12 protein-coding genes are annotated in these 17,125 nt (G+C 34.8%); 4 read left to right on the forward strand and 8 right to left on the reverse strand.

Annotation, left to right across the window (positions count from 1 at the left end; translation table 11 throughout):
* Positions 1 to 435: 435 nt before the first annotated feature.
* The 5 genes from folE to F6K06_RS09825 form a co-directional block, all read right to left on the reverse strand.
* A complete protein-coding gene (gene folE / locus F6K06_RS09805; RefSeq protein WP_124147691.1) occupies positions 436 to 1,149 on the reverse strand; it encodes a GTP cyclohydrolase I FolE in 714 nt (237 codons plus the stop codon).
* Between the two features lie 1,056 nt (positions 1,150 to 2,205).
* Positions 2,206 to 3,180 carry an acetyl-CoA carboxylase carboxyltransferase subunit alpha gene (locus F6K06_RS09810; RefSeq protein ID WP_124147692.1) on the reverse strand — a complete coding sequence of 325 codons (975 nt, stop codon included), beginning with the start codon at positions 3,178 to 3,180 and terminating at the stop codon, positions 2,206 to 2,208.
* Between the two features lie 206 nt (positions 3,181 to 3,386).
* Complete coding sequence (locus F6K06_RS09815; RefSeq protein ID WP_192901223.1) at positions 3,387 to 4,622, reverse strand: pitrilysin family protein; 1,236 nt, start codon at positions 4,620 to 4,622, stop codon at positions 3,387 to 3,389.
* A 996-nt stretch (positions 4,623 to 5,618) separates the two neighbouring features.
* Positions 5,619 to 5,804 carry a hypothetical protein gene (locus F6K06_RS09820; RefSeq protein ID WP_124147693.1) on the reverse strand — a complete coding sequence of 62 codons (186 nt, stop codon included), beginning with the start codon at positions 5,802 to 5,804 and terminating at the stop codon, positions 5,619 to 5,621.
* 472 nt (positions 5,805 to 6,276) lie between these two features.
* Positions 6,277 to 8,100, reverse strand: coding sequence for a CapA family protein (locus tag F6K06_RS09825; protein WP_124147694.1), 1,824 nt, complete (start codon positions 8,098 to 8,100; stop codon positions 6,277 to 6,279).
* Between the two features lie 362 nt (positions 8,101 to 8,462).
* Here F6K06_RS09825 and F6K06_RS09830 point away from each other — a divergent pair, with 362 nt between their 5' ends.
* The 3 genes from F6K06_RS09830 to F6K06_RS09840 all read left to right on the forward strand — a co-directional run bounded on the left by F6K06_RS09830 (position 8,463) and on the right by F6K06_RS09840 (position 11,912).
* Complete coding sequence (locus F6K06_RS09830; RefSeq protein WP_287240865.1) at positions 8,463 to 9,233, forward strand: sulfotransferase family 2 domain-containing protein; 771 nt, start codon at positions 8,463 to 8,465, stop codon at positions 9,231 to 9,233.
* A gap of 104 nt (positions 9,234 to 9,337) precedes the next feature.
* Positions 9,338 to 10,411 (forward strand): dTDP-glucose 4,6-dehydratase, encoded by a 1,074-nt coding sequence (gene rfbB / locus F6K06_RS09835; protein ID WP_124147696.1) that lies wholly within the window; start codon positions 9,338 to 9,340, stop codon positions 10,409 to 10,411.
* 1,075 nt (positions 10,412 to 11,486) lie between these two features.
* A complete protein-coding gene (locus F6K06_RS09840; RefSeq protein WP_124147697.1) occupies positions 11,487 to 11,912 on the forward strand; it encodes a hypothetical protein in 426 nt (141 codons plus the stop codon).
* A gap of 3 nt (positions 11,913 to 11,915) precedes the next feature.
* On the opposite strand, the gene F6K06_RS09845 is transcribed toward F6K06_RS09840, so the two are convergent.
* From F6K06_RS09845 to rpaB, 3 genes are all read right to left on the reverse strand, one after another.
* Positions 11,916 to 12,446, reverse strand: coding sequence for a DUF456 domain-containing protein (locus F6K06_RS09845; protein WP_287240943.1), 531 nt, complete (start codon positions 12,444 to 12,446; stop codon positions 11,916 to 11,918).
* A 60-nt stretch (positions 12,447 to 12,506) separates the two neighbouring features.
* Positions 12,507 to 13,154 (reverse strand): cofactor assembly of complex C subunit B, encoded by a 648-nt coding sequence (locus tag F6K06_RS09850; RefSeq protein ID WP_124146529.1) that lies wholly within the window; start codon positions 13,152 to 13,154, stop codon positions 12,507 to 12,509.
* Between the two features lie 976 nt (positions 13,155 to 14,130).
* Positions 14,131 to 14,862, reverse strand: coding sequence for a response regulator transcription factor RpaB (gene rpaB, locus F6K06_RS09855; RefSeq protein ID WP_124146530.1), 732 nt, complete (start codon positions 14,860 to 14,862; stop codon positions 14,131 to 14,133).
* Between the two features lie 164 nt (positions 14,863 to 15,026).
* Between rpaB and radA the strand changes: the two genes are divergently transcribed.
* Entirely contained in the window at positions 15,027 to 16,577 is a 1,551-nt protein-coding gene (gene radA / locus F6K06_RS09860; protein ID WP_124146531.1) for a DNA repair protein RadA, read from the forward strand.
* Positions 16,578 to 17,125 lie beyond the last annotated feature (548 nt).

Here is a 17,125-nt window from a genome sequence, read left to right on the forward strand (position 1 = left end):
TTAATATATAGATTTGTTTGTTTAATTATAGCAATCAGGAATCAGATGTGAGAATTGAGGTATTCCTTTAAAGCATAGAATATAGTAGTTATCTTATTCTTATGTATTCGTTTCTTCCCTCCATACCTATTTCCTATTCTCTCCATACCTAAAACAAAAGTATCCAATATCTCACAACTAAAATCATATTGCTATATTTGCTTTAACTCTTAGCTTTTTCCCCTACTTTTCTATACATAATTATTGTTGAAAAGAAGAGGGAAATAAGAAAAGTTGCTTCCTTATTCCCAGGGTATTCAGTTAGTAGTGCAGGATGGCAGAAATAACTAACCAGTTACAAAATCCTAAAAGCCTTACCAATCAATACTCTTGACTTTTGACTTTTGACTTTTGACTTCCGCTGACTTTTAAATTCCGCGTAGCGACACTAGCTAGTTAAAAGAATGCAGGTTGATGGCGAATTAAGCTCAGGTATTCCTCTCTAACTTTCTGATCTTCTTCAAATAAACCAAGCATAGCACTGGTAACAGTCCAAGACCCAGGTTTTTGTACTCCTCGCATTACCATAGAGGTATGAGTAGCTTCTATGACAACTGCAACACCTTTTGGTTCTAAAACTTGTTGAATTGCCTCAGCAATTTGACGGTTGAGTCGCTCCTGAACTTGCAATCTACGGGAATACATTTCCACAATCCGAGCTAGCTTACTAAGACCTACTACTTTTTGATTGGGAATATAAGCTACATGAGCTTTTCCCATAAATGGTAACATATGATGTTCACAAAGACTAAAAAGATTGATATCTCTAACTAGAACCATTTCGTTATGACCTTCGTCAAAAATGGCATTATTGACAATTTCTTCAAGGGATTGATTATAGCCTTGAGTGAGGAATCGCATTGCTTCTGCAACCCGCTTAGGAGTTTTGAGTAAGCCTTCTCGTTCAGGGTTTTCTCCTACTGATAGTAACATTGTTCGTACTGCCTCCATCATTGCTTCATTGGTCTCTGTAGCAGGAGGTTGTTGTTTAATCGGTTGACCATTAGATGAGGAGCTGCGGTCAGGTCGGTGAGAAATACCATTTGTAGAAGTTTTAACACCATTGGTGCTAATTGTGTTATTGGAAGCGTTGGAAAAAGTTTGAGTCATAATAGATCCGGATCAGATTAAAAAAAAAGCAAGTTGTATCTTGACCTAACTTTTGCTAGGCCATTTAGCTTAGATCACAGCTCTCTGTTCATTGGTGGTAATCAGTTTTAGTTATTAATTAGCAATGAACTATGAGAATGGGAAATTTTCAATTTCTCTGCTGTAAGTGTGACACCGAGCAAGAATCTATTTTCACAAGTTATTACTTATCATAGAAGTAAGTAAATTACAGTCTAAGTTGGTATCAGGAAAGTATTAAGAATTCTCCGCAACTATTTCTATTTTAGGATGTTATCATGGTGAAATAGTTAAGCTCAATTCCAATAAGTTTCTTGACCCTAGATAGGGGTATCGATCAACCCAGGGAGAATTGGCTGTAATACTAACTAAGTAGTTATTTCTTTTCTTGTTATTATTTCATAAGGAGCTATGAAGCAAAATTGACTGGACACAGTAGATCCCCTTTTTGTGAAAATACTTGGTCATTAACGAAACCATACTCACTACTTTAATAATTATGCCAGAAAGTCAGTCGTGCATGGTTAATTAAGATTGCTTGAATAAATTTAAAAACAATGAAAGAAAAAAAATATCTAGATTCTATTGAATTTTATTAATTTTGCCAGATCAAATGTTTGAGAGTTATGAGAGCAATATTTCCCTAGCTAGAGTATAGATTAAAAACTACTGAGGTTATTTTAATAACCGTTTACTTTATCTTAATTAGGGTTGACACTATAACTTAATTTCTAGTATAACCTAAAATCAATTTATTAAAAGCATACTAATTTCTCATTACTTCATTAAATTACATTTTATTGTGTAGATCATCTGTTGAATATTCCTAGAGTAGAAATAATAAGTCACTAATAAATCGTCTTTCTTATCCATCTTTTGGATTTAATCAAAAAAATTAACTGGATATAGAGACAAGAGATTCATCCATAGAAAAATAAAGCTTTTATTCATGCCAATTGATTTGATTAATGGGATAATAATTTGTGACTTTTGACTTCCACGAAGCGGTTTACTAGAAGACAAAATCAATTTCAGTTATTAAGTTTCCAAAAATACTCCTATGGAACGGAACTTTTGATAACGTTGTTTTCGGCGTTCCTGACTGCTGATCTTAGTTAATTCTTCTATATTGCTAACTATGGCCTTTTTGAGGTTTTCTGCTGCCTGTAATGGGTTAGCATGAGCCCCACCATTTGGTTCTGGAATGACATGATCGATAATCCCTATATTTTTTAAATCCCAAGAGGTTATTTTTAAAGCATCTGCTGCTTGAGAAGCTTTACCGGCATCTTTCCAGAGAATTGCTGCACAAGCTTCAGGACTAGCAACTGTATATACAGAATGTTCTAACATTAGTAGGCGATCGCCCACTCCAATCCCTAACGCTCCACCTGAACCACCTTCTCCAATCACCGTACAAATTATTGGTACATCCAGATGAAACATTGCTCGTAAATTGTATGCTATCGCTTCTCCTTGTCCCATTTTTTCAGCTTCTATACCTGGCCATGCACCAGGAGTATCGATAAATGTCAAGATTGGCATTCCAAAGCTATTGCCATGTTCCATTAACCTCATTGCTTTGCGGTACCCTCCTGCTGAGGCCATACCGAAATTACGGGCTACATTATCTTTCGTATCTCGTCCTTTTTGATGACCAATAATTATAATTGGCCTTCCATCTATCCTGGCCAAGCCTCCTACTATTGCTGGATCGTCACTACCACCACGATCGCCATGTAACTCGATCCACTCATCACAAATAGCTTGGATATAATCCAGAGTGCTTGGTCGCCTTGGGTGGCGGGCCAACTGTAGTTTCTGTACAGGGGAAAGACCATTAAAGATTTCTTGACGTAGTTGAGTTGCTTTTGCTTCTAGTTGGCTAATTTGCTCAGAGACATCTACACTACTACAGTCTTTAGCTAGTTCGCGAATCTGATTTATACGGTTTTCTAATTCTGCTAGAGGCTTTTCAAAATCTAGGAGAATTTTACGTTCTGATTTGGGCACACCGAGTTTTTATTTTAGGTTCTATATTAACATTGTTAAGTTTACCACAGTTCATCAGTTTTTTTTGACTACTCCCCACTCCCCACTCCATTACTCAACAAAATGTAGAAAAGTTTTTGAGAAATGGTATAATTCCAGCTTAGGTGCGATAATGAGCTAATAACTCATAGCTGATAGCTGATAGCTGACCGCTGAATGCTTACATTTTATTCTGGTCCAACAATTGAAATATAGGGTTCAATGAAATACTTACTAGCAACTTCTTGTGCCTCAGCAGTAGTTACCATTGTCAGATTTTCTTGAAATTTAGCGTCAAATTCTATACCCAAACCTAAAATTTCATACCATCCTAAAATTTGAGCAATTTGTGAGTTTGTTTGTTTACCTAAAGCATATTGACCTAATAATTTGTTTTTGGAGACTTGTAATTCTTCTGAGCTAAGTTGGTTATTCACTAAGCGCTCCACTTCTTCTCTTAATCCTGCTTTAGCGATCGCTGTATTTTCTGCAGCGGTTCCTATATAAACTGTAAAGTTGGAGATATCTAGACGGGTAGGATAAAAAGCAGATATATCATAAGCTAAACCTCGTTTTTCTCTCAGTTCAACAAATAAGCGACTTGATAAACCATTACCCAAATAAGTATTAATTAATTTGAGAGGAGCATAGTCAGAACTGTTAACATTTGCGGCTAAATAACCAAGCATAATAATTGATTGTTGAGTTTCTTGGTATGTTGTTGCTTTTGATGGTTGGGGAGTTATACTTGGTAAGTTTAAAGTTATCGGGGGTGTTTCTGGTTGTTGCCAATCTCCTAATGTTTGTTCAACTAAATTAATTGCTTTGGCATTTGTAATATTACCTACTATAGATATGATTATATTATCTGGACGGAAGTGAGTTTGATGAAATTCTTGAAGATCGGTGCGGGTAATTTGAGAAACTGTTTTTTCTGTACCTAAAGTTGATAAAGCATAAGGATGATTTTGATACATCATTTCTCGTAATTGAGAGAATGCTACAGTAAAGGGTTGTTCTAATTGAGAGCGAATACTTTGAATAGTAATTCGTTTTTCTAGTTCAATTTCTGTTTCTGGAAATGATGGATATCTGATTATTTCTCCTGATAATTGAAATATATCTGCAAAATCTGTAGATACTGTTTTTATGCTCAGTAAGAAATAATCTGTGGTTGTATCTGTACCTAGTCTTGCTCCTACTGATTCAACTTTATGGGCTATATCTAGAGAGGATAATTTTTCTGTCCCTTTGGTTAATACTGCTGCTAATAAGTGAGAGATTCCTGCCTGTTCTCTGGGTTCATAACGACTACCTATTCGTAAGAATATTTTGGCTGAAATAATATCCGCTGTCTTATTTTCTGTTGTGATGAAGACTATGCCATTATTCAGGACTTTTCGCTCTATATTTTTTTTAATCATTAATTTTTTAATTTTAAATATTTATAAATCTTATTTGAGTTGTGAGATATTGTAGATTTTTAGGGAATAGGGCACAGGGAACAGGGAATAGGGAATAGGGAACACAGAAGCAATAAAATTCTTACATCTGATTCGGTGATTGCTATTAGTTATTAGTCAAGAGTTAGGTAAGAGGCGAAAACCCCATTAATTTTTTTTGTGTTTTTACTATTAGACATCTCCAATAATAGAAAATAAAATTAATTATCGCACATAAATGATCGATTCTTTCCTCCTACTCCCTACTCCTTCTTTTCTGGAGATGTTTATTGAGTTACACTTTGATTTGTCTGTAGCTTTTTGGGTACTCCTTGTCTATTCAAAATACACTGTTTATTTTACAAAAATACTTATTTTTTGAAACTGGTATATTTAAAAATAACTTACATAAATTTTTTGGCATTGTTAATTTTAAGTATCATAGCTAATTTCACAAATAGTTAGTAACTAATGAAGTTAAATTACTTTAGAGTAGGTAAGCATTTCCTGCGGAATGCTGCGCAAACAGCAATCAGCTATCAGCTTTATTACATTTAAAGGAAAAAAAAGCAATTTTATCAAAGCTTCAGAGTACGAATCTCTAGTTAATAATGTAGTAGAAATTAAACGAATGCTTGCTTCATTCATTAAAAAGCTTATAGCTGACCGCTAATAGCTGAATGCTTACTAGAGTAGAGGCTTTAAGTACTGAAAATATCACTTTTGGCTTTTAATTTTTGACTATGGAATTATTAATGCTTTTATTAATTATGTTCGCCCGGAAGTTAAGGATTTTCGCGAGGCTATTACTACTTTTCAGGCAGACTTACCTACTATTTTAAAAAGTTTACGAGATTTAATTGCTAAACAGTCGGAGAATAATCAAAAGTTTTGTTTGGCTAGGGATAAGTTTTTGACTATTTGTCGAGAGTCGATTAATCCTGAAGTTAGTTTGTTTGATGTGCAGGAAATGATTATTCAACACATCTTGACTTCAGAAATAAAAATTTGATTCAATTTATTCAACCAAATTTCCCTGCTAAAAGGCGATCGCTCATCTTTAGGAATTTTCTTAGAAGCAGTGCCAGAAATATTGTCATCTTGTGGAGCTTTCAGCAAATACTTATTTTTCCCTCCATCACCCCTCAGTGCAAAGCCACCCACATTTTCATTTTGTGGAGATCCAAAAAACGCGTCTCAAAGTATTTTCCGTTGCATCCCCACAATTTTTGTGATATTATAACAACTATAAGGGGTTTATTGCCAATACGTATGACTTTTTATTCAACACAATTTTCTGCTAAAAGGCGATCGCTCATCTTCAGGAATTTTCCTAGAAACAGTGTCAGAAGTATTGTCATCTTGTGGAGCTTTAAAAAAAATACTTGTTTTTCCCTCCATCATTCCTCAGTACAAAGTCAACCACATTTTCATTGTGTGAAACTCCTGAAACGCGCCTCAATTTTCAGTTACATCCCCAGAATTTTTGTGATATCATAATAACTATAAGGGGCTGCTCGCCCATACGCATGACTTTTTATTCAACACAATTTTCCTACTAAAAGGCGATCGCTCATCTTCAGGAATTTTCCGAGAAGGAGTACCAGTTATTACCTCAATTTTTAACCTTTAACTTTTAACTTTTAACTTTTAATTTCCCTTCCCCATCAATTTCTAAAATTGTCTTCGGAAAATCTTTTTTTGTAAGCTGCTGAATTAACTTAATACTCCGACCATACTTATCAGGATAAGGAATACCCTTACTATTCAAATGAACAGGCAAAATTTTACCAGAAACAAAATCCCCTCTAGGATTAATATCTACTTCTAATACCAAAGAATATCCCAACTGAGCTTTGCTAGACAAAGTGCGATATCCCATAAAATTACCAAGAGAATAAGCAATTAACTTCCCTTGATAAACCTCCATTGCTCTAGGCACATGAGGACCATGAGCCAAAATTAAATCTGCACCTTCATCTATTAACGTATGGGAAAATAATATTTTATTACCTCGATTTTCACCAAAAAAATATTCAGTCTTATTCTTAATTCTCAACGCCCTAGTTCCCTCTGCACCAGCATGAACAGAAATAACAATAATATCTGCATTTTCATCTGCTTCTCGAACAAGTTTTTTTGCAGACTCTAAGTCAAGCATAGAATTATGATAACTATAATTACTAAAAGCAATAAACGCTATATTAATCCCTTTCACTTGACGATAAACAATTTCTCCCTTTTTCCCAACAGCTTGCATACCAGCATTTTGAATATTGGTAATTGTATCTTCAAACCCTTGCTTTAAAAAATCGAAAGAATGATTATTTGCCACACTCAAAACATCGAAACCAGCATCTTTCAATAAATATCTATAATTCGGTGGTGTTCTAAAAGCAAATACCCTACCACTCCCCATTTTTTTGCCACTTCTTGGATAACTTGTTAAGGTACTTTCAAAATTTCCAAAAACAATATCTGCATCTTGTAGCAAAGGTTTAACTGATGCAAATAACTTTTGTTTTTTAGGGTGTAATTTATTCTTAGGATAATTAGTCCCGGGGATAATATCTCCCACTGCTTTAATAGTAATTCTAGTATCAGGATTAATTGGAGATTTAATAGATGATAAAACAAACTCAGAAACCTGTGATAAATTAAGTTGATTTTGAATTTGTACAATTTGAGGAGTAGCTACAGTTGATATTTCTGACTTACTAACTTCTACTATTGAAGAACTTGACTGAGATTTTTGTTGCGGTCGAGAAATATTTGAAATAATTTCAGGTAGCTTGTAATTATTAGAGTTGAAAACTAAATTTGATACAGGAATTAATGCTATGCCAACAGTGCTTAATAATAGCCAAAAAGCTTGATTTTTCTGAGGTAAAAATTGCCAAGAACTATCATCAGAAGAAAATACTTTTTTTGCCCTAGAGCGATTATTTCTTTTTCTCACAGGTCGGTTGAGATTAACTGGAGAAAAATCTACATTTTTATCTTCACTTTGACCAAACTCTGGATTAGTCTTAACTATTTCTGGAGTATTTAATTCCACCTGTTGAGATAGGGAAGGTAGGGTAGTTTCAAGAGATTCTTGGGAAGAATTTGTATTTTCTGATTGCCACCAAATTGTCCCTACTCCCGCTGGATGGTATATACTAGGTCTGTGTAATTCAATAACTTCTGTCCACTCAGGGATAGTGTTACCTAATCTTCGCCCATAAATATTGACAAAATCAATCGACGATGCGTTTAGACGTTGCATTCCTTGATGAATGACTCTAATACAAACTTGGCGATCTGGAAGTTGAGAGCTTTCCAGTAGAAGATGCAGATTATTTTTCTGAATACTAACCCTAGCTTTAACTCCAATAGTTGTTAATGCTTGATTGACCAGAAAAGCGATCGCTTTAGGGTCTCCTTGTTTTGCTCGTGTTAAAATTTCTTGTTGACTCACAATTATTTTCCTTACACCAAAAAATATAAGCTAAACTCAATCATATTACTACTTATCAGAATAAATTTTTACTGATAATCCCTTATAGTTAAGTTGTTTTGCATTTAAACCATATATCCGATTTTTATCAAAGGGAACACTGGATCGGGGAATATAGAATCTAAATGATTCTTAGCTTACTAAAATTTATGGCGTTGCACAGCGACGAATGATTTGAGATTTTTGATTGAATTGGATTGTGGATTAATCAATTGCCAGAATGATTAATTAATGGTTATTTTTAGTCAAAGTCTAAACTAATTTTTGGCAATATCATTCCATAATGTGCAACCCAAAATTTATCGTCGATAGAGATTAGCCAAATGATTATTTCTGAGAATGATAAATTTATCTTTATTCATATTCCCAAAAATGGAGGAACTAGCGTAGCACTATCTCTAGAAGAACATCTGAAGTATAACGACATTGTTATAGGTGGAACTAAATATGGTGAGAAATTACTACAGATTTATCAAAAACAATTTGGCGTAAGTAAACATTCCTTAGGGATAGAAATCCAAGATTTAGTCGGAAAGGAAAAGTGGGAGCAATTTTTCACATTTGGTGTTGTCAGAAATCCCTATCGCAGAATTGTTTCTATCTATACCTATAGCGAAAAAAAATTATCTAGTTTTTTTGGCACAGGAATTTTACACCATTCAAACAAAGAAACATTAGCTCATATTCCCCAGCGCATTAAATCTCAAATTAAATATTTGGGTGCTAAAGTTAATAGTCAATACTTTAAAAATACTCTCTGGCTACTGAAATGGCCTGATATCAAAGCTTATTTAGATACTGCCAACTTTTCTGAGTTTATTCGCCATCCTTTTCTTATGAAGGATAATTCCTTTCGCACTCAATGGACATGGCTATCAGACCGCGATCACCAGAACCTTATAGTCGATCGGGTCATTAAGTTAGAAGAAATTGAGTCTGAATGGCCGAAATTATGCCAAGATTTAGGAATAAGTTGTAAACTAAAATTTGAAAATAAATCGGCTTCTAGAAGTGTTGAGTTGACCCCTGAAGACCGTAGCTATATATATTCGCAATTTAAAATAGACTTCGACAAGTTTGGATACCTGCCTTAGGTCACTACATTCGAGTTCTTCTTCCATACATAGCTCGACAAAATGTTAAATTAATCTAGCATAGATACTTAATTGGAATTAGAAGCTCTCAGGAGATGATAATTATGGAAAGTAGATTATTGGTGACCGGGGGTGCTGGATTTATAGGTTCTAATTTTGTCCATTATTGGTGTGAAACCTATCCTAATCATCGAGTAGTTGTATTGGATGCTCTGACTTACGCTGGTAATAAGGAGACTTTAGCTGATTTACTAGAGTTACCAAATTTCCGTTTTGTCCAGGGAGATATTTGCGATCGCTCGTTAGTAGATAGCTTACTCCAGGAAGAGGATATAGATACAGTAGCCCACTTTGCCGCAGAATCTCATGTGGATCGGTCTATTCTTGGCCCGGCAGCTTTTGTTCAAACTAATGTTGTGGGTACTTTTACTTTGTTAGAGGCATTCAGAAGTCATTATTCCACTGTTGCCCAAAATCCAGATCGTAGGTGTATATTTCTCCATGTTTCGACTGATGAAGTCTACGGTAGTTTAAGCTCAGAAGATTCTGCCTTTACAGAAACCACACCTTATGCGCCAAATAGTCCCTATTCTGCATCGAAAGCAGGAAGTGACCATCTGGCTAGAGCTTATTATCATACTTACGGTATCCCGACAGTTATTACTAATTGTTCTAATAACTACGGACCCTATCATTTTCCAGAGAAGTTAATTCCCCTGATGTGCATCAATATTTTACTAGGAAAACAATTGCCAGTTTATGGTGATGGGCAAAATATTAGAGATTGGTTGTATGTGATAGATCATTGTCGGGCATTAGATACGGTAATTCACAAAGGTAAACCTGGAGAAACTTATAATATTGGTGGAAATAATGAGGTTAAAAATCTTGATTTGGTGCGAATGTTGTGTCAAATTATGGATGAATTAGGAACTGATTTACCAGTGCAACCTTGTGAAAAGTTAATTACTTTTGTTAAGGATAGACCAGGCCATGACCGACGTTATGCTATTGATGCAACAAAGATTAAAGCTGAGTTAGGTTGGCAACCTTCAGTAACTGTTGAAGAGGGGTTGCGTCAGACAGTAGAATGGTTTTTGAATAACCGAAATTGGTGGGAGCCATTATTATCTGAAGAATATCAAGCTTATTATCAGAAAGTTTATGCAAGCTCTTAAATTGGCTATTGGTAATTAGTAATATTTTTTGATTATTAGCTACTAGCTCTTCTATTTTCTGCAAGTAGTCTTTTCTAGCTACTATCCTAATTCTCAATTAGTTAATCTAGTCGTAGAGTTTTCAAGGTTACTACTTTTATAGCAGAAGGTAGAAGGAAAAATCTGGCGTGGTCTGAATTTTCAGCTTTTGATATATCCTCATCTTTACTTCGACTGCTATATAGAAATTTTATTTGAGTTAATAGGTAAAATTTCTGGGAATCAGGGACTAGATAAGCAGGAAAATAAATAAGACTTTCAAATTTTCGATCTGATGAAATCTCTTGGTAAAGATTTTCCTTGCTTCAATAAAAATTGAGAACATTTGTCTTTCCGGCAATGCAGAAAAATTGTTTAGATAGATATTTGATGGAGGGTTTAAGATTACTAAGTACTGAGACAAAATTAATTACATATTCTGCCGTTCCCTTTTTGCCAATTTCAACTATAAAGTTTATTTTGCACAGCTATATATCAGGGTCATTTCATTCTAGAAAATGACAATGAATTTATTGATTTTCAGACAGCGAAAGATAAATTTTCTAAAGCTGTAAATAACGTGGTTTCGTCAATACATAAAATGGCACAGTTTAGAATGAAATAGCCCTGGCTATATATTGATTATATCCAGCAGTTTTCGAGTCTTGCAGGTACAAAGTTTTAATAATTTAGAGAATACTCGAGATGGTGACAGAGATACAGCAGATTCGGTGGTATATGAAGTACAGAGGTTAACAATTAAATATTTGTAGTGCGGGCATCTTGCCCGCGACGGGTGTACCTCACTAAAATGGAATCTGCTGTTATTATTTAAACCGTACTAGCGCGTCAAGCTTGAAATAGTGTTTTAGGAAAATTCTCCAAACCTTAGTCAAAGCAAGAATTATACTCAAAAATTTAATACACCATTTTCAGCTTGACACGAAAGTACCTTACAATACTGAAAATTGCTGTTAAGACTACCTCACAAATAACCGAAGCAAAAATTTTGGAGTATTAAGTATTAGATTTTTTGTAAATTACAACAAGAGGAAAAATGAAAAAATTTGCTCTAATCACAACATTATTAATAACTTCAAGCTTAATAATTTATCCCAAAGAAGTTTTATCTCAAAATGCTCCTACTTATGTACCTGGATATTGGCAACCAGAAGCTCAAGCAGCAGATTCAAAACAACCAATTATACTAAAGATTTTAAATCAGACTGGAAAAGCTCTCAACTATAACTTAATTCCAGAAGTAGAAAGAATTTTGCCCGCAGGAAGAAGTAAAAATATCAGAGTTGACTTGCAAAGTATACCTGACGGTTATGGCACAGTAAATATATATAATCACAGTTTACTTACTTATGAATATAGTGCAGAGGGTAATACAGTTACGGTGAGAGTTAAACCAGGTTCAGAAGCAACTGACCATAAATCAGTTTATATTTCTCCCACTGGCAGAGTTTATTCTTTTTAACCACTAACTGTTAATGGTCGGCCAAGTGGAAACAAGAAAAACTATCACAGTGGCGATCGCTAAAATTCCTTGAATTATATTTCCCACAACTGTCCCGACCACTATACCTATTCCAGCTTTTACAGATAATTTAGCCCTCTGAATAAACTCTAAATCTTGACGATATAAAAATTCTCCAACAACTGCTCCGAAAAAAGGTCCAATCAACATCCCTAATAAAGGTCCGCCAAATGGTAAAGCTGGTAATAGACCAAAAAAACCTAGTGCCAGACCAACGAAACAACCTATTTGTCCCCATTTGCTAGCACCTGACTGTTTTGCTCCCCAATAAGTAGCTAGAAAATCTATCAAAGTACTCAAAACCAGAACGGCGATCGCCATTCCTAATGCCCAACCCACTCCAGTAAAATTTTGAATAAAGCTCCAAACTAAAATCGCTGCTAAAATCAAACTAGAACCTGGCAAACCTGGAATTACAGCACCAGCAACACCGACCAACATAACTATTATAAGAAGCCAATAAATAATTACCATTAACATATTAATTAAAATCAAATTAATTAAAATCAAAAAAATTAACCTGTATTATTGATTCTAGTTAATTTCTCTCAATAAAGTATCTGTCAATTTCTCTGCTATTCCTGAAATCCAATTTTCATCTTGTTTCGTATAACTGCGAGGGGAATTTGCACCTAAGATAATTACACCATTCTTACCAATAGGTTGACAAATGACACCTTGAGTATTTTCTGGTAAATAATTAAATTCAATACGACCCGGATAAACTTTTAAATCTACTAAATAAATAGGTTTTTGTTTATTCAAAACTTGCTTGAAAATAGCTCCCGGTTCTACTTGTGAGTGAGATGGTAACATTCCTCTTTTTAATAAGACTTTGTTTTGATACCAAATAATAATAGTTTTAGTAACTGTATTAGTTAATAATAAACTAGAAGCCCAGGCAAGTTCATTTTTTGCTATGTCAGATAATTCTGGCAATAGTTCAAATCCTGATTCACCAATTAATTCAACAGTATCAGGAGAACGTGGTTGTATCTGTTGCCAAAGTAAACCAGTTAAAATTAAAAAAGCGCTTAAAATTACTCCTACAACATCAGAACGAGCTTGGGAAGCTAAAAGATTAGGGGTGAAAAATCGATTAACCATGAGTAAAGTTCCACCTAATCCTCCTACTATTATAGGTAACATTCGTAGGACTTGATTTTGGTCTGATTTAGCCATATTTTAAAGAATAAATTATTAAAGAAAGAGGGTTTAAATATAGTGTTTATATTTAAGAAATATGAATATATAGTAATATAATATAATTTAAGTTGTGAGATATTGGCAAATTTTAGGAAACAGGGAACAGGGAAGAAGAAAAAAAATCTATCATCTGAATATGATAACTGCTATACTTTATACTTTTAAGGAACAACTCAACTCTCACAACTTATTCCTGATTGCTATATAGTCTCTACATAAATTTTGAAAGCTATGATTTAACTCATTAAATTTATTGAAGAAGGAAAAAGTTGATTGAGGTAGTCTTTGACAAGCCACTTCGTGTCTGATAACTTCAAGCAATTGTAGACACAGCAGTTGAAGTGTGGAATCTTATACCCAAATATCACGCATTTTTGCTACATCTTCTTGAAAGCAGAGAGTAGAAAGTAGTTCAACAATTAATTATTAATTATTAATTATTATCTCTCCTTGAAAAGAAGAGGATTGATATCAAATCCGCCTAATTGCACATATATCCAATAACCTTATAATCAGAATTGTAAGCTATTGATTGTGAGGTTATTTAACCGGATTTGATATGACACGGAGCATGATTTTTTTTCTTTTTTATCCTTTAAAGGAGAGGCTTTTAACCTTAATTATTCGGTAAATTACGAATAAGATATCTTGACTTTATACAAATAATTGCTAAAAAAATTAATGAACAATTATCATTACTTAATAACTGAAGTATTCAATAAAAATAGCATTATTTTTAGGAATTGGTATTAAACCAGTAAAGAAAAATATAAATTTAGATACCGATAAGGTAATTTTTAAAGTTACTGAATAACTAGCATTTTTTAGTAGTACTAAACAAGTAATGATTTTTATAGTCTACCTTCTTATAATTAAAGGAATGTAGCAACTAATATCCTTAAATCTTTAGGACTACCCATTTTTTAGCCTTTGATTTGACTGTAACTATATTTCAACCAACCTCACCAGGCTCAATAATACGTTGAAATAAATAACCAGTACCCCGCGCAGTTAAAATCAATTCTGGATTACTTGGATCTTCTTCTAACTTAGCCCTCAGTCGAGAAATATGAACATCCACTACCCGCGTATCTACATGGCGCTCCGGAGTATAACCCCAAACTTCCTGCAAAATCTCAGACCGAGAAAAAGGTTCTCCAGAACGACTTACCAACAACTCCAACAAACTAAACTCCATACCAGTAAGTCTAATTCGTTCATCTCCTTTGTAAACTTGACGCTTATTCGTATCAATTCTAATAGTGCTGACCTGAATAACACCAGAACTAGGAATGCCAGAAGCACCATTTTTATCAACTCGACGTAATACAGAACGAATTCTTGCTTCTAATTCTTTTGGAGAAAAAGGCTTAACAACATAGTCATCAGCACCTAACTCTAAACCTGTAATTCGATCTGCAACATCTCCCAAAGCAGTTAGCATAATTATGGGAATATCAGATTCTTTTCGCAACTCCTGACATACACCATAACCATCTAATTTTGGCATCATCACATCTAATACTACCAGATCGGGTTCCGCATTGTGAAAAGTTACTAAAGCTTCCTCTCCATCAGCAGCGGTGACAACATCATAACCAATCATTGACAGCCGAGTTTCTAAAATACGACGGATACTTGCCTCATCATCAACAACCAATATTTTTTCTTTATGATTTTCCACTTTTCCTAACACTCCTTCATTTAGATTTATAATTATATTAATTTTTTTAACTCTATCATCAAAATAACAATAGAAATTACCATTATGTATTACTCCTTAGCTTAGGATGAGTGAAACTTTAGGCTTTTTTATATTTGCGAGTGAATATTAAATTATTTTAAGAAATGCCAAAACAGAAAATAAAGTATGTTTGTGGAGAATGTGGATATGAGTCTACCCAATTTTTGGGCAAATGTCCTAGCTGTAATACTTGGAATTCTTTTACAGAAGAGATAGAAAAATCAACTACTGCTGCTCTACAAAGATTGGGACTGACTGATATTGGGGGCAGTCAAGCATCTGAATCAGATAAGTCTTCTGGTCAACCAAGGGCATCTTTTCTATTATCCCAGATTTCTGACCAAAGTTTGTCCAGAATGCCTTCTGGGTTTGAAGAGTTAGACCGAGTGCTTGGTGGTGGAATTGTTCCTGGTTCCTTGGTTTTGATTGGTGGAGAACCTGGTATTGGTAAATCTACCCTTTTGTTACAGGTGGCGAATCAGTTGTCTAGTAGATGTCGGGTTTTGTATGTATCAGCGGAAGAGTCTGGACAACAGGTTAAATTACGTTCGCAACGTTTAATTGTTAATCTCAATGAAGTAGAGCAAGAGGATAAGGATAATGTTTCAAATGTTGAGATGGATGAAGATTTATCCTCAAATGAAAATCAAGAAAGTAATAGCAATTCTGAAACTATAAAAGATTCCACTACAGATTCTCACGAAAATTTATTTTTATTGCCAGAAACAGATTTAGAAGTAATTTTGAGAGAGTTGGAATCTCTCAAACCATATTTAGCAGTAATTGACAGTATTCAGACAATTTATTTTGCTTCGCTGACCTCCGCTCCTGGTTCAGTTGCTCAGGTGAGGGAATGTACTTCCGCATTAATGCAAGTAGCAAAGCGGGAAAATATTACTTTATTAATAGTCGGTCATGTCACTAAAGATGGTGCTTTAGCAGGTCCCCGTGTTTTAGAACATTTAGTAGATACGGTTTTGTATTTTGAGGGCGATCGCTTTGCCTCCCACCGTCTGTTGCGCTCTATGAAAAATCGTTTCGGCGCTACTCACGAAATTGGAGTATTTGAAATGGTGGCGAATGGTTTAAAAGAGATATTGAATCCCTCAGAGTTATTTTTAGGAAGTAGGGATGAGTATTCTTCAGGAACTTCTACAGTTGTATCGATGGAAGGTACTCGCCCAATAGTTGTAGAGATTCAAGCTTTAGTAAGTCCAGCGAGTCATGGTGCGCCTCGACGTTCTACTACTGGAATTGATAGTGGTAGGTTGCAACAGATTTTGGCAGTGTTGGAAAAACGGGTAGGTATTCCTTTATCAAAGTTGGATACCTATGTGGCGACAGTGGGTGGGTTGAGTGTAGAAGAACCTGCCGCAGACCTGGGAGTTGCTATTGCAGTAGTGGCTAGTTTTCGCGATCGGGTAGTTGACCCCAGGATTATTTTGCTGGGAGAGGTTGGTTTAGGTGGCCAAGTACGACCTGTATCTCAGTTGGAATTAAGGTTAAGAGAAGCTGCAAAATTAGGTTTTAAGAGGGCAATTATTCCGAAAGGTCAACAAACGCCGGATTTAGGTATGCATATTTTACCTATTGCTAAGGTGATTGATGCGATTATTGCTGCGATTCCAGCGCAACCTCTAACTATGGAGAATTGAGGATTTTGTTGTTAAAAGGAAGAAGGAAGAAGAAAGAAGGAGTAAATAGGGTTTGCTGATTAACTATCAAAGTATTGACTGATAAAGGTTTTAGGCTTATGAGATTCCCAAAAAGTGCCCTTGTTTTAGTCTAAAACGTTCAAAAAGTTAGCATTTTGGGCAAATCAAGGACAGAAAAATTGAGGGACAATTCTTACTTTTACCTCCTCTAAATTCCCCGTTTCTTCTGACTCGGTCCTCGGTCCTTTTCCTCTAACCAGGTAGCAGCTACTCCTTACAGCTCTTTAACCAATCAGGATCGAAGAAAAATCGTTGAAGCTAGCTATCAATTCAGAGATGCACTACTTGAGGCTCGTGCTGCTCTTAACCTTTCTTAAATGTATGGTTGTAGGGAGGATTTAAATGAAAAAATGGGTTTAAAACCTCCCCCTATAAGGAGAACTATATCTACAATCTTTTTTTGAGATAATTATTTTATTAGACATTTCCAGAAAATAAACTTACCCTTTATTTACTATAAACTAGGGTTGTAAAAGTTACTCACAAAA

It is taken from the genome of Okeania sp. SIO1H4 (genome assembly GCF_010672695.1).
Lineage (GTDB): Bacteria > Cyanobacteriota > Cyanobacteriia > Cyanobacteriales > Microcoleaceae > Okeania > Okeania hirsuta.

Bases quoted from the DNA above. Each gene is read 5' to 3' on its own strand.
- folE (WP_124147691.1), bottom strand. From the start codon at position 1,149: ATGACTCAAACTTTTTCCAACGCTTCCAATAACACAATTAGCACCAAT.
- radA (WP_124146531.1), top strand. From the start codon at position 15,027: ATGCCAAAACAGAAAATAAAGTATGTTTGTGGAGAATGTGGATATGAG.
- F6K06_RS09840 (WP_124147697.1), top strand. From the start codon at position 11,487: ATGAAAAAATTTGCTCTAATCACAACATTATTAATAACTTCAAGCTTA.
- F6K06_RS09850 (WP_124146529.1), bottom strand. From the start codon at position 13,154: ATGGCTAAATCAGACCAAAATCAAGTCCTACGAATGTTACCTATAATA.
- rfbB (WP_124147696.1), top strand. From the start codon at position 9,338: ATGGAAAGTAGATTATTGGTGACCGGGGGTGCTGGATTTATAGGTTCT.
- F6K06_RS09830 (WP_287240865.1), top strand. From the start codon at position 8,463: ATGATTATTTCTGAGAATGATAAATTTATCTTTATTCATATTCCCAAA.
- F6K06_RS09845 (WP_287240943.1), bottom strand. From the start codon at position 12,446: ATGGTAATTATTTATTGGCTTCTTATAATAGTTATGTTGGTCGGTGTT.
- F6K06_RS09815 (WP_192901223.1), bottom strand. From the start codon at position 4,622: ATGATTAAAAAAAATATAGAGCGAAAAGTCCTGAATAATGGCATAGTC.